The 13,024-nt window shown below is 67.9% G+C and carries 10 protein-coding genes; 4 read left to right on the top strand and 6 right to left on the bottom strand.

Annotated features, from left to right (window positions below):
- Positions 1–108: 108 nt before the first annotated feature.
- On the bottom strand, positions 109–600 hold the full coding sequence (locus tag ACFFN1_RS16435) for a flavin reductase family protein (protein WP_376841978.1): 492 nt from the start codon (positions 598–600) through the stop codon (positions 109–111).
- A gap of 153 nt (positions 601–753) precedes the next feature.
- On the opposite strand from ACFFN1_RS16435, the gene ACFFN1_RS16440 reads away from it, so the two are divergent.
- Both ACFFN1_RS16440 and ACFFN1_RS16445 read left to right on the top strand, forming a co-directional pair.
- The gene (locus ACFFN1_RS16440) at positions 754–1,368 is read left to right on the top strand and encodes a DUF3000 domain-containing protein (protein ID WP_376842060.1); all 615 of its coding nucleotides are present in this window, start codon (positions 754–756) and stop codon (positions 1,366–1,368) included.
- Positions 1,365–2,576 (top strand): ribonuclease D, encoded by a 1,212-nt coding sequence (locus tag ACFFN1_RS16445; RefSeq protein WP_376841979.1) that lies wholly within the window; start codon positions 1,365–1,367, stop codon positions 2,574–2,576. Before ACFFN1_RS16440 ends, ACFFN1_RS16445 begins: the two co-directional genes overlap by 4 nt.
- Before the next feature lie 94 nt (positions 2,577–2,670).
- Here ACFFN1_RS16445 and dxs read toward each other — a convergent pair whose 3' ends face one another.
- The 4 genes from dxs to ACFFN1_RS16465 form a co-directional block, all read right to left on the bottom strand.
- Positions 2,671–4,611 (bottom strand): 1-deoxy-D-xylulose-5-phosphate synthase, encoded by a 1,941-nt coding sequence (gene dxs, locus ACFFN1_RS16450; protein ID WP_376841980.1) that lies wholly within the window; start codon positions 4,609–4,611, stop codon positions 2,671–2,673.
- Between the two features lie 230 nt (positions 4,612–4,841).
- Positions 4,842–7,526: an aconitate hydratase AcnA gene (gene acnA / locus ACFFN1_RS16455; RefSeq protein WP_376841981.1), complete on the bottom strand. Its 2,685-nt coding sequence runs from the start codon at positions 7,524–7,526 to the stop codon at positions 4,842–4,844.
- A 266-nt stretch (positions 7,527–7,792) separates the two neighbouring features.
- Positions 7,793–9,181, bottom strand: a complete 1,389-nt coding sequence (locus tag ACFFN1_RS16460) for a class I SAM-dependent RNA methyltransferase (RefSeq protein WP_376841982.1) — start codon at positions 9,179–9,181, stop codon at positions 7,793–7,795.
- Positions 9,178–11,202 (bottom strand): APC family permease, encoded by a 2,025-nt coding sequence (locus tag ACFFN1_RS16465; RefSeq protein ID WP_376841984.1) that lies wholly within the window; start codon positions 11,200–11,202, stop codon positions 9,178–9,180. Before ACFFN1_RS16465 ends, ACFFN1_RS16460 begins: the two co-directional genes overlap by 4 nt.
- Before the next feature lie 74 nt (positions 11,203–11,276).
- On the opposite strand from ACFFN1_RS16465, the gene ACFFN1_RS16470 reads away from it, so the two are divergent.
- Together ACFFN1_RS16470 and ACFFN1_RS16475 are read left to right on the top strand one after the other, a co-directional pair.
- Positions 11,277–11,948, top strand: a complete 672-nt coding sequence (locus tag ACFFN1_RS16470; RefSeq protein WP_376841985.1) for a potassium channel family protein — start codon at positions 11,277–11,279, stop codon at positions 11,946–11,948.
- Entirely contained in the window at positions 11,945–12,607 is a 663-nt protein-coding gene (locus ACFFN1_RS16475) for a potassium channel family protein (RefSeq protein WP_376841986.1), read from the top strand. The genes ACFFN1_RS16470 and ACFFN1_RS16475 overlap by 4 nt, the downstream gene beginning before the upstream one ends.
- Positions 12,608–12,650: 43 nt before the next feature.
- Here ACFFN1_RS16475 and ACFFN1_RS16480 read toward each other — a convergent pair whose 3' ends face one another.
- Positions 12,651–13,022 (bottom strand): single stranded DNA-binding domain-containing protein, encoded by a 372-nt coding sequence (locus tag ACFFN1_RS16480; protein WP_376841987.1) that lies wholly within the window; start codon positions 13,020–13,022, stop codon positions 12,651–12,653.
- Between the last annotated feature and the right edge of the window lie 2 nt (positions 13,023–13,024).

Raw genomic sequence — 13,024 nt, forward strand, 5'->3', positions numbered from 1 at the left:
CTGCTCTCAGGATGGCCGGCGACGAGGGCTTCATCGGCCGACGGCGCGGTCCGGCTGGAGGCCTGCTGCACAGTCCGGCTGCTGCCGGTTGTGTCGTCAGGCGGGTGCTCAGATCCGGTCGCTGCTGTTGAGCGCGTAGAACTCGCGGTCGACGTAGACGAGTGAGCGGCCGGGCTCGGAGGTGATGATGTCTGTGATCTCGCCGACGCACACCGTCGAATCTCCCGCCGGGGTCTGGGAGGCGAACCGGCAGTGCAGCACCGCATGGGCGCCGGGCAGATACGGGTCGCCGCCGGGCAGGGTCGCAAAGCCCTGCTCTGGGGTGAAGCGCGGCCCGTCAGAGCGGGCGAAGGCGCGGGCGATGTCGACGTGCTCAGCGCCGAGGGTGTTGACGACGAAGCTCTCCGCGCTCAGCAGCCGCGAAGCCGAATAGCGGGCGGTGGAGACAGAGAAGTGCAGTAGCGGAGGCTGCAGGGTGACGCTGGCCAGACTGGAGACTGTCAGTCCGATCGGTCCGTCCGGCGACTGTGCGGTGATGACCGCGACTCCGGCCGGGTGGTGGCGGAAGGCGTGTTTGAAATCCTCTGGGTCTGCGCTCATATGATAGCGGGCTCCTTTCCTCATGTCAGCCTCAGCGTCGTATCAGCCCTAACACGCACCGGCCCCACTTTAGTCCTGGGCCATCCCGCTGTTCTGGGGGCTGCCCGGCGTGGACGCTCGCCGTTGTCCGTGCCTCGACCTACAGTGATGAGTGTGATAGCCCCCTCACCGCTGAACCGGATACCGCAGGCTTTCGCTCGCGCCGCTGACGTGCTGCGCAAGCCGCGCGGAGACGCGCGCATCAAGGTCAGTGAGATCCCCGCCCCGTCCAAACTCGCCCCCTACGCCATCGCCCTCGGCGCTGAAGTCCATGCCGATGAGGCATTCCAGGCTGCCAGCGGCGAGGACATCGACGAGCTGGCCACCGGCCGGATCGTGCTGCTCTACGACCCGGATCGGCCGGAGGAATGGGACGGTGAGTTCCGGCTCGTCAGCTATGTGCGCGCCGAGCTAGAAGCGGAGATGGGCAATGAGGCGATGCTCGGACCGGTGGCCTGGTCATGGCTGACCGAGGCGCTGGAGACCAACGACTGTGAGATCACCAACACCGGCGGCACCACCACACGCGTGATGTCGGAGAGCTTCGGCACACTGGCCGGCCGGCCCTGGTCGATCGACCTGGAGCTGCGCGCCTCCTGGACACCGGTGCTCGAAGAGCCGGAGGACATCGGCAACCACGTCGATGCCTGGATCGATCTCATCGGCCTCGTCGCCGGCCTGCCCCCTGTTCCCGACGGCGTGACGCCGCTGCCGGGGCGACGCCGGTGAGCTCACGCCACGTCGACGAGAATCTGCCCCTGCTCGCCCGTCCGGCTGGCGGCGTGCCCGAGGTCATCGACACCCCTGCAGCCCTGCACGAGGCCATCAGCGCCCTGGCTGCCGGCACGGGCCCGGTCGCGATCGATGCTGAACGGGCTTCCGGCATCCGCTACGACGACCGCGCCTTCCTCATCCAGCTCAAGCGTGCCGGCAGCGGCATCATGCTCATCGACCCCGAAGCGCTGCCGGATCTCACCGAGCTCAGTGCCGCACTCGACGGAGTCGAATGGGTGCTGCATGCTGCCACCCAGGATCTGCCGTGCCTGGCGGATCGGGGCATGCGGCCCGCTGCCCTGTTCGATACGGAGCTCGCCGCCCGGATGCTCGGCGCAGAGCGCTTCGGGCTGGCCGCACTTGTCGGCAGCGAGCTGGGCGTGCGTCTGGCCAAGGAACACTCCTATGTCGACTGGTCGACCCGGCCGCTGCCGCTCGACTGGCTCAACTACGCCGCGCTCGATGTCGAACTGCTCGTCGAGCTGCGGGATGCGCTGGCGACGCAGCTGTGCGACGCCGGCAAGGATGAGTTCGCCCGCCAGGAGTTCGCTCATCTGCTCGGCTTCGAAAAGCGTGTGCACACCGATCCGTGGCGGCGCATCAGCGGACTCGGCAGCGTCAGGAACCGCCGCGCCCTCGCCCGTGCCCGCCAGCTGTGGCTCGACCGTGATGCGGCAGCCGCCAAGCAGGATCTGGCACCTGGCCGGCTGCTGCGCGACCGGCTGCTCGTCGCCCTGACGAAGGCGAAAGTCCGCACGATCGACGACATCTACGCGGTGCCCGGCGGCAAGGAGCTCTCCGGGAAGCAGGCGGCCGAAGTGCTGCACTCTCTGCAGCGGGCCGATGCGCTGCCGGCTGCCGAGCTGCCGCCGCTGCGGGCGCCGCAGCAGAATGCAGGCCCACGCGCCGACCGTGAGGTCGCCAAGGCCCGGTCGGAGCGGATGCGCGCCGCCGTGCGTGCGGTCGCCGAAGAGATGGAGATGCCGCATGAGGTGCTGCTCACCCCGCGGCTGGTGAAGTCGCTGGCGAATGAGCCTGTCGTCGGCGATACCGCTGCCGTCGAGGACTATCTGCAGGCTGGGCAGGCCCGGCCCTGGCAGATCGAGCGCACAGCCGCGGTGCTCGCTGAGGCGGCAGCAGCCGCTGATGCCGAGGCATCCTGAACCCTGTCGGCTCGGCTCCTGCCGGCTCAGCATCCCCGGCGGGCTCTGAGGTGAGCTCACATGCTCAGGTGACCCCCGCCTCGGGAGCGGGATCTCACATTGCGCGGCGGCTGGCGCGGTGGGCGCGTTCGGCCAGGTGCGAGGGCAGCATGTGCAGCGTGTTCTCCAACATCTGCGGCACCGACAGGCCGGCGTATTCGAGGATCTCCTCGCGCGTGCCGTGCGGCAGGAACTCATCGGGCACGCCGAGTTCGACAACACCGGTGCGCGAGTCCTCATCGCGCAGATCCTGACGGATCTGGGAGCCGATGCCGCCGATCTTCACACCGTCCTCGACGACAGCGACCAGCGCATGGTCTTTGCCCATCGTCAGCACGGACTCCGGCACCGGCAGCACCCAGCGCGGGTCGATGACCGTTGCGCCGATCGAGCGCTGGCGCAGTTCCTCGGCAAGTGCGAGAGCACGGTCGGCCAGCGCGCCGACGGAGACGATGAGCACATCGGGGTCGAGTCCGTCGGCGGGTTCGGCGAGGATGTCGACGCCGTCTGCTGTCCGGGACAGCGCCTCGATGTCGTTGCCGACCGAGCCGCGGGAGAACCGCACCACAGTCGGGGCGTCGTCGACAGCGACAGCTTCGTTGAACTCCTCGACCAACCGGGTGGCATCGCGCGGGGCCGCCAGCTGCAATCCGGGCACGACCTGAAGCATGGCGATGTCCCAGATGCCGTGATGGCTGGCTCCGTCAGGGCCGGTGATGCCGGCGCGGTCGAGGACGAAGGTCACTCCCTGCCTGTGCAGAGCCACGTCCATGAGCAGCTGGTCGAAGGCACGGTTGAGGAAGGTGGCGTAGAGACACACGACCGGGTGCAGGCCGCCGTAAGACAGGCCGGCGGCCGAGGCGACGGCATGCTGTTCGGCGATGCCGACGTCGAAGACGCGCTCCGGGAACTCCTCGGCGAAGCTCTTGAGCCCGACCGGGATGAGCATGGCCGCGGTGATCGCGACGATGTCCTGGCGTTCGCGTGCGATGCGGGTGATCTCGTCGCCGAACACTGAGGTCCAGGAGGTTGACTTCGACGGCTGCGAGCGGCCGGTCTCGGCGTCGATGACGCCCACAGCATGGAACTGGTCCTCCATGTCCGCCATCGCGGGTGCGTAGCCGTAGCCCTTCTGGGTCAGCGCGTGGACGATGACCGGGCCCTGGTCGTAGTCCTTGGCCTTGGCCAGGGCGCGTTCGAGGCTGTCGAGGTCGTGTCCGTCGACCGGGCCGACGTACTTGATGCCGAGTTCGTCGAACATGCCGGTCGCAGCCGGGGCCATCATGTCTTTGAGGCCCTTCTTCATGCCGTGCATCGCCGAATAGGCGGCCCGGCCGGGAGGCCCGGACTGCTGCAGGCGCTCCTTGCCCCATGAGAGGAGCTTCTCGTACTGCGATGAGGTGCGCAGCGAGTCGAGATGCTCCGCGAAGCCGCCGACAGTCGGGGCATAGGAGCGGCCGTTGTCGTTGACGACGATGACGAGCTTGCGCGGCGGCTGGGACTTATCGGCTGCGATCGTGTTCAGCGCCTCCCAGGCCATGCCGCCGGTGAGTGCACCATCGCCGATCACGGCGACGACGTGCCGGTCCCGCTCGCCTGTCAGCTGGCGGGCTTTGGCGATGCCGTCGGCCCAGGACAGCGAGCTGGAGGCATGGGAGTTCTCGATGACGTCGTGTTCGGATTCTGCCCTGGAGGGGTAGCCGGAAATGCCGCCGCGCTGGCGCAGTGTGGAGAACTCCGGGTACCGGCCGGTGAGCAGTTTGTGCACGTAGCTCTGATGGCCGACGTCGAAGAGGATCGTGTCACGCGGGGACTCGAAAACCCGGTGGATGGCGGTGGTCAGCTCGACGACGCCGAGATTGGGGCCGAGATGGCCTCCGGTCTGCGCCACGGTGGTGATGAGGCAGTCACGGATCTCCTTCGTCAGCACCTGGCACTCGGCGGTGCTGAGCTGTCTGACGTCCGCTGGCGAAGTGATGTTCTCCAGGAAGGTCATACGGTTGTCGGCTCCTTTTCGCTGCTCCTCATCGGCAGCTGACACACATGCGTCATATCCGATTTCATACGGTCAGAACGTCAAGTGTACTCTCTTGGCTTCTCGTATCCAGGTGGACACGGGGCCTGTTCAGACAGAACGGCCGGAGCACCTGGTGGTGCTCCGGCCGTTGCCGTGCCGGTTCAAGCGCTGCAGGTCAGGCCTGCCGCACCGTCATCCTGCCGTTGTCGTCACTGGCGCACGAGCGAGCGCAGCACGTACTGCAGGATGCCGCCGTTGCGGTAGTAGTCAGCCTCACCCGGCGTGTCGATGCGCACAACAGCATCGAATTCGACGGTCTCGCCGCTGTCCTTCGTCGCGGTGACCTTGACGGTCTTGGGCACAGCGCCGTCGTTCATCGCGGCCACACCGGTGATGTCGTAAGTCTCGGTGCCGTCGAGCCCGAGGGACTCGGCGGACTCACCGGCCGGGAACTGCAGCGGCAGCACACCCATGCCGATGAGGTTCGAACGGTGGATGCGCTCGAAGCTGCGCGCGATGACAGCCGAGACGCCGAGGAGCTTGGTGCCCTTGGCAGCCCAGTCGCGCGAGGAGCCGGTGCCGTACTCCGTGCCGCCGATGACGACGAGCGGAGTGCCCTGCTTCTGGTAGTTGACCGAGGCGTCGTAGATCGTCGTCTGCGGTCCGCCCTCCTGGGTGAAGTCGCGGGTGAAGCCGCCCTGCACACCGTCGAGCAACAGGTTCTGCAGACGGATGTTGGCGAAGGTGCCGCGGATCATCACCTCGTGGTTGCCGCGGCGCGAGCCGTAGGAGTTGAAGTCCTTGCGCTCGACGCCGTGCTCCTGCAGGTACTTGCCGGCCGGGGTGTCGGCCTTGAAGGAACCGGCAGGCGAGATGTGGTCGGTGGTGACCGAATCGCCCAGCAGAGCGAGGACACGGGCGCCGGAGACATCGCTGACCGGCTCCGGATCCATCGTCATGCCCTCGAAGTAGGTCGGCTTGCGCACGTAGGTGGACTCGTCGTCCCACTCGAACAGGTCGCCCGAGGGGGTTTCGAGCCGCTGCCAGCGCTCGTCACCGTCGAAGATCGCACCGTATTCCTTGGTGAACATATCGGTGTCGATCGAGCTGTCGATCGTGGCTTCGACCTCTTCCGGGGTCGGCCAGATGTCTTTGAGGAAGACATCGACGCCGTCTTCGTCCTTGCCCAGCGGCTGGTTCTCGAAGTCGAAGTCCATCGAGCCGGCCAGGGCGTAGGCGATGACGAGCGGCGGCGAAGCCAGGTAGTTCATCTTCACGTCCGGGCTGATGCGGCCTTCGAAGTTGCGGTTGCCCGAGAGCACAGCGGTGACCGACAGGTCGTTCTCCTGGATGGCCTCGGAGATCTCCGTCTCCAGCGGACCGGAGTTGCCGATGCAGGTGGTGCAGCCGTAGCCGACGGTGTAGAAGTTCAGTGCTTCGAGGTCCTCCATAACACCGGACTTCTCGAAGTACTCGGTGACGACCTTCGAGCCCGGGGCGACCGAAGTCTTGACCCACGGCTTGGTGTTGAGGCCGCGCTTGCGGGCATTGCGGGCCAGCAGGCCGGCAGCCATCATGACCGACGGGTTCGAGGTGTTGGTGCACGAGGTGATCGAGGCGATCGCCACGGCGCCGTTGGCCAGCTCGAAGCTGCGTCCGTCGCCCATGGCGACGCTGGCGGCCTTGTCCTCTTCGCCGGGCTTGGCGTAGTTGTGGATGTCCTTGCGGAACTGCTCCTTGGAGTCGGAGAGCTCGATGCGGTCCTGCGGGCGCTTCGGTCCCGAGATCGAGGGCACCACGGTCGAGAGGTCGAGCTCGAGGTACTCGGAGTACTCCACCTCGTTGGCCGGGTCGTGCCACAGGCCCTGCTCCTTGGCGTAGGTCTCGACGAGGCTGATCTGGTCCTCGTCGCGGCCGGTCAGGCGCAGGTAGTCGACCGTTACCTGGTCGATCGGGAACATCGCAGCCGTCGAGCCGAACTCGGGGCTCATATTGCCGATCGTCGCACGGTTGGCCAGCGGCACAGCGCCGACGCCCTCACCGTAGAACTCGACGAACTTGCCGACGACACCGTGCTGGCGCAGCATGTCGGTGATCGTGAGCACGACGTCGGTGGCGGTCACACCGGAGGGGATCTCACCGGTGAGCTTGAAGCCGACGACGCGCGGGATGAGCATCGACACCGGCTGGCCGAGCATCGCAGCCTCAGCCTCGATGCCGCCCACACCCCAGCCGAGCACGCCGAGGCCGTTGACCATCGTCGTGTGCGAGTCGGTGCCGACGAGGGTGTCCGGGTAGGCGCGGGTGACGCCGTTGACCCCACGGGCCATGACGACGCGGGCGAGGTACTCAATGTTGACCTGGTGGACGATGCCCATGCCCGGAGGCACGACCTTGAAGTCGTCGAATGCGGTCTGGCCCCAGCGCAGGAACTGGTAGCGCTCACCGTTGCGCTCGTACTCGATATCCATGTTGCGCTCGATGGCGTCTTCGAAGCCGAAGGCATCGATCTGCACCGAGTGGTCGATGACGAGCTCAGCCGGTGCCAGCGGGTTGATCTTCGAGGGATCGCCGCCGAGCTCCTTGACGGCCTCGCGCATGGTGGCGAGGTCGACGATGCAGGGCACACCGGTGAAGTCCTGCATGACGACGCGTGCCGGGGTGAACTGGATTTCGGTGCTCGGCTCAGCCGAGGCGTCCCAGTTGGCCAGTGCGCTGATGTGGTCCTTGGTGATGTTGGCGCCGTCCTCGGTGCGGAGCAGGTTCTCCAGCAGCACCTTGAGGCTGAACGGCAGCTTCTGGGAGCCCTCGACCGAGTTCAGGCGGTAGATCTCATAGGACTTGCCGCCGACCTCCAGGGTGCCCTTCGAGCCGAAACTGTCAACGTTACTCATCGTGACTCTCCTCTTCCGTGGCACACGACGTGCGGTTCTCGCGGCAAGCCGCACGGACAGACTCGCCGCTCGGTTTACGTCACAGATTTGTGCCGTAAATTATCTTGATATCAAGATAAATCTTACCGCATTCACCCCCTGGTTTCCACCAGCCCACGGGCATGCCGGGCACCATCTGAGGCCTGGTCCGGACACGGTTCCGCAGGCCTGCCGCGGCCGCTTCGCGCATGTGCGCGCCCATCGCCACACTCCGCCCGGCGGCAGGTTCAGCGGGTGAAGATCGAGACGAATTCGGCGTGTGCGGTCAGCGGGAAGAGATCGAATCCGCGGCAGCGCTCCAGCGCGAAGCCACCGTCGAGGAGTGCGCGGGCATCGCGGGCGAAGGTCCCGGCAGCGCAGGAGACGTAGACGATGCGCTGCGCCTGGGAGGCGATGAGCGCTGCGGTCACCGCCGGTCCGGCGCCGGCGCGCGGCGGGTCGAGGACGATGACATCGGCTGCGGGCAGCTCGGTGAGCTTCTCGATCCGGGCGACCTCGAAGCGGGCATCGAGCCCGGCAGCATTGGCACGGGCGGCGGCGATCGCCTCGGGCGCGCCCTCCAGCCCGGTGACCGGCACCTCGTGCGCGGCCCCGGCAGCGCAGGCGAACAGCCCGGCCCCGCAGAACAGATCGAGGATGCGGCCCGCCCCGGCGGTGGCGGCGACGACCTGCTCGGCGAGCACCGCGGCAGCGTCGACGTGGACCTGCCAGAAGCCGTCGGCACGCAGCCGGAAGTCGCGCACGAGCTCACCGCCAGAGGTGGTGAGCTGCAGACGCGCGGTCACCTCGCCGCTGCCGCTGAGCGTCGTGAGCTCGCTGTGCCCGCCCCGGTTGCGAGCAGCCCCGCCGCGGCCGCGCTGACCGGAGGGCTGAGCGGCGCGGTGCAGCAGCGTCCAGTCGCCCGGCTGCTGCGCCAAGCGCTCGCTGACGGCTGCGACAGTGTGCGGCTCCAGTGCGGTTCCGGCCCGGGTGTGCAGCACCACCGCTCCCGAGGTGTGGGCTGCGGTGAGTTCGATGCGTTCGAGTCCCGGCAGGCGCAGCCGGTGCAGGCCGAGTGCGTCGAGCACGGGCACTGCCAGGGGCACCGTGCCGACTGGGAGCACCGCATGCGATCCGGCGGCCCGCATTCCCGGGGTGCCGTCAGCATCGACGGCGAGCTGGATCCGGGTGCGCCACGCGGTGCCGGCGGTCGTGGCGGCAGCTTGCGGATCGGCGGCCTCGGCAGCGGCTTCGGCAGGCGCTGGGGTGATGCTGAAGCCGGTCGTCTCGATCCCGCCGAGGCGGCTGAGCTGTTCGGCTGCGGCCTGTGCTTTGAGGCTGCGGGAATGCGGCAGCTCGACATGGGCGAACTCGATCCCGCCGGCTCCGGCTGCATCCCAGGCGAGGCGGCGGTCTGCGACCCGGTGCGTGCTGGCTTCGAGCACTTCGCGGGTGCGGGCGTAGGCGAGCCGCTTCTTCACCTGGGTGAGTTCGGCGCGCACCCGCTCGCCGGGGATCGCACCGGTGACGAACACGACCCGGCCGTCGTGGCGGGCAAGCCCATAGCCCTCCCCCACCTGTTTGTCCACGGTGAGCTCCACGCTGCTGCCGGCCACCACCTCGGGCGCGGAGCTCATCGCTGCTCCCGGCCGATGATGCTGTCGTCGACATCGCCGGCACGCCGGATGAGGGCGTCCTGGTTGCGGGTGAAGGAGCGCAGCCGCCACGGCACGATCGAGACGACGACATTGGGGACGATGAGCAGCCGGGACTTCAGCCGCAGGACGGTCTGGTTGTGCAGGATGTTCTCCCAGCGGCGACCGACGATGTACTGCGGGATGTAGACGTCGATGAGGTCGTCGGGACAGTTGCGATGCATCTCGGCGATGTGGTTCATCACCGGGCGGACGAGTTCGCGGTACGGCGAGTCGAGGATCGTCAGCGGCACCGGCAGGCCCATCTCATCCCATTCGCGCTGCAGCTCCTCGGCAGCGTCCTCATCAACGGCGACGGTGAGCGCCTGCACGGATGTCGGGCGGGTGGCGCGTGCGAAGCTCAGCGCCCGCAGCGCCGGCTTGTGGATCTGGGTGATGATGACGACCGCGCGGGTGTTCGGCGGCAGGGTGGTGTCGGAGGCGTCCTCTTCGGGGGCGAGCTCGGAGGCGACCCGCCGGTAGTGGCGGTGGATGAGGCCCATGAGCACGTACAGCACGGCGATCGCAGCCACGGCGATCCACGCGCCGCCGGCGAACTTCGTGATGATGACGACGACGAGGACGACGGTGACGAGCACGAAGCCGATGGTGTTGATCGCGCGGTTGATCTGCATGTGCCGGCGGGTCGGCGAGGTCACCATCGTGCGGATGCGGTCGGTCCAGTGCCGGATCATGCCGAGCTGGCCGAGGCTGAAGGCGAAGAACACGCCGACGAGGTAGAGCTCGATGAGATCAGGCACGCGGGCGCGGAAGACGACGACGAGGACGATTGCGGCCGCCGACAGCAGCAGGATGCCGTTGGAGAAGGTCAGGCGGTCGCCGCGGGTGGCGAGCTGGCGGGGCAGGAAGCTGTCGCGGGCCAGCCTGGAGGCAAGGCCGGGGAAGCCTTCGAGGGCGGTGTTCGCTGCTGCCATGAGCACGAGCGCTGCCACCGCGGCCACGAGCGCCGGCAGCACGGGCACATCGGAGAACACCGCCTGTGCGAGCTGGCCCAGGACCGGGTCCTGGACGTAGTCGGCGCTGATCGGGGTGCCGGCGCGGTTGAGGAGGTAGATGTGGGGCTCGGCGACGTATTTGATGCCGATGACCGAGGCCAGCCAGGTGATGCCGATGAGCATCGTGGCCGACAGCGCGCCGGCCAGCAGCAGGGTGCGCCCGGCATTGTGCCCGCGCGGGGAGGTGAAGCGAGGAACGGCAGTGGCGACTGTCTGCACACCGGCCAGCGCCACCGAACCGGAGGTGAAGGCACGCAGCACGATGAACGCTGCAGCCAGTCCGAACAGCGGCGTGTCGAAGTCCGCCCGCGGCAGCACCCAGTAGTCGCTCGTGACCGCGATCGGCGTGTCGCCGCTCAACACCCGGTAGGCGCCGACGATGAGGGTGAGGAACACCGCGGCGAGGAAGAGATAGGTGGGCACGGCCAGCACCTTGGGGGTGGTGCGGGTGCCGCGCAGTGCGACGAGTGTGACGATGAGGATGCCGGCGACGGAGACGATGATGCGGTGCGGTTTGAGCTCGGGGATGATCGAGCCGACATAGCTGGCGAACATCGTCATCGAAACGGCCAGGGTCAGCACATAGTCGGTGAGCAGGGAGGCGGCGACCGCCCGGCCGGCGCGCACACCGAGGTTGGTGCCGGCGACCTCGTAGTCGCCTCCGCCGCCCGGATAGGCGCGCAGATTGAGCCGGTAGCACCAGACGATGACGAGGATGACCGCGCCGACGGCCAGCCCGATCCACGGGGAGACGGAGAGGGCGACGAGGCCCGACAGGGACAGGGCCAGCAGGATCTCGTCCGGCGCATAGGCGACCGAGGACAGCATGTCCGAGGCGAAGACCGGCATCGCCAAGCGTTTGCGCAGCGGGACCGGCCTGCGCCGATCACTGCGGAAGGGCCGCCCAACGAGTAGTCTTTTGACGGCAGACGAAACATTACGTGCCACGTGCACAATCGTAGAGCACCGTAGAGCACCCGCGGCCGGTCACTGCCGGACCGCTCGCAGGGAGAGGGGCAGGCATGCACTTCGTCATCATGGGATGCGGGCGTGTGGGCGCCTCGCTGGCGCGCACCCTCGACGAGCACGGACACACCGTCGCCGTCGTCGACCGCGACCCCGATTCCTTCCGGGCGCTCGGCCGGGGCTTCTCCGGTTCGACGGTCACCGGGATCGGCTTCGACCGCGACACCCTGGAGCGCGCCCGCACCGGTGAGGCCTATGCCTTCGCTGCCGTCTCCAGCGGCGACAACTCCAATATCCTTGCCGCCCGCGTCGCCCGCGAGACCTTCGGGGTGCGCAATGTCGCCGCCCGGATCTACGACCCGCGGCGCGCACAGGTCTTCGAACGCCTCGGGATCCCCACCGTCGCGACGGTGCGCTGGACAGCCGACCGGATGATGCGCAAGCTCATCCCCCAGGGCGCTGCCGCGGAGTTCCGCGACCCCTCGGGCCGGATGGTGCTCGCCGAGGTGCATCTCAACCCGGACTGGGTGGCGCGCCCCGTCGCCGAGGTGGAGGCTGCGATCCCGGGTCGGGTCGCCTACATCACGCGGCTGGGTGAGGGGATGCTCGCCCAGCCGGAGACGCTCATCCAGGACGGAGATCTGGTGCACATCATGTGCGAGCGCACGGAGCTCGACACCGTCACCCGGATTCTCGACGAGCCGATCACCGAGGAGGAGGCAGAATGAGGATCCTCATCGCCGGAGCCGGCTCGGTGGGCCGGTCAGTGGCCCGCGAGCTGCTCGACAAGGGCCACGATGTGCTGCTGGTGGACAAGAACAAGGATGCCGTCCGTCACGACCGGGTGCCCGGTGCCTCGTGGCTGCTGACCGATGCGTGCGAGCTCAGCGGCCTCGATGAGGCGAATCTGGAGGAGACCGATGTCGTCGTCGCCGCGACCGGTGATGACAAGACGAATCTGGTGCTCAGCCTCATCGCCAAGCTGGAGTACGGTGTGCCGCGCACGATCGGCCGGGTGAACAATCCGCGCAATGAGTGGCTGTTCGACTCGAACTGGGGTGTCGATGTCGCAGTGTCGACGCCGCGGCTCATGACCGCACTCGTCGAGGAGGCCGTCGAGGTCGGCGGGCTCGTGCATCTCATGAGCTTCGAGCGCGGGCAGGCCACGCTCATGGAGTTCACGGTGCATGAGAAGTCAGCGGTGGCCGGCAAGCGGATCGCTGCGATCTCCTGGCCGCCGAACACCGCGCTCACGGCGATCGTGCGGCATGAGAAGACCTTCGCGCCCTCTGCCGATGACATCATCGACAACGGCGATGAGCTGTTCTTCATCACCTCACCGGAGCAGCACGGGCGGCTGCAGGAGCTGCTGCGCACCGCCGACTGAGGCGTCAGCACACCCGTGTCGCCCGTCGGCGAGTGCCAGTCTGTCAGTCAGCGAGGCTGCCGATGAGTTCGTAGCGCGGGTTGAGGGCCATGAGGCTGGGCGCATCGCTGTGGGTGGTGAAGCAGCCGGTGAGCACCACTGTGCGTCCGGCGGTGATGCCGGGGATGGCGCGCATGCCGAGGAATCGTGCGCGCGCGGCACCGGTCCCGTCGGAGACGGTGATGTCCAGGCGCGGACTGTCCTGGGGCACCGACCGGGTCAGCGCCACCACAACACCGCCGACGGTGACTTCCTGGCGCGGCGCGATCCGGCAGATCGGCGTGGTGCCGTGCAGGTGGGCCAGCCGCCGGTGGAGGTCTTCGGCATCGGTCGTATCGGTCGAGCCGAAGCGGTCGAGAAAGCGCGTGAGGAGCATCG

The sequence above is a fragment of the Brevibacterium otitidis genome (genome assembly GCF_042429315.1).
Lineage (GTDB): Bacteria > Actinomycetota > Actinomycetes > Actinomycetales > Brevibacteriaceae > Brevibacterium > Brevibacterium otitidis.

What these genes read in the sequence shown, in the direction of transcription:
- ACFFN1_RS16435 (WP_376841978.1), bottom strand. Translation starts at nt 600, where the DNA reads ATGAGCGCAGACCCAGAGGATTTCAAACACGCCTTCCGCCACCACCCG.
- dxs (WP_376841980.1), bottom strand. Translation starts at nt 4,611, where the DNA reads ATGACCTTCCTGGAGAACATCACTTCGCCAGCGGACGTCAGACAGCTC.
- acnA (WP_376841981.1), bottom strand. Translation starts at nt 7,526, where the DNA reads ATGAGTAACGTTGACAGTTTCGGCTCGAAGGGCACCCTGGAGGTCGGC.
- ACFFN1_RS16460 (WP_376841982.1), bottom strand. Translation starts at nt 9,181, where the DNA reads ATGAGCTCCGCGCCCGAGGTGGTGGCCGGCAGCAGCGTGGAGCTCACC.
- ACFFN1_RS16470 (WP_376841985.1), top strand. Translation starts at nt 11,277, where the DNA reads ATGCACTTCGTCATCATGGGATGCGGGCGTGTGGGCGCCTCGCTGGCG.
- ACFFN1_RS16475 (WP_376841986.1), top strand. Translation starts at nt 11,945, where the DNA reads ATGAGGATCCTCATCGCCGGAGCCGGCTCGGTGGGCCGGTCAGTGGCC.
- ACFFN1_RS16480 (WP_376841987.1), bottom strand. Translation starts at nt 13,022, where the DNA reads ATGCTCCTCACGCGCTTTCTCGACCGCTTCGGCTCGACCGATACGACC.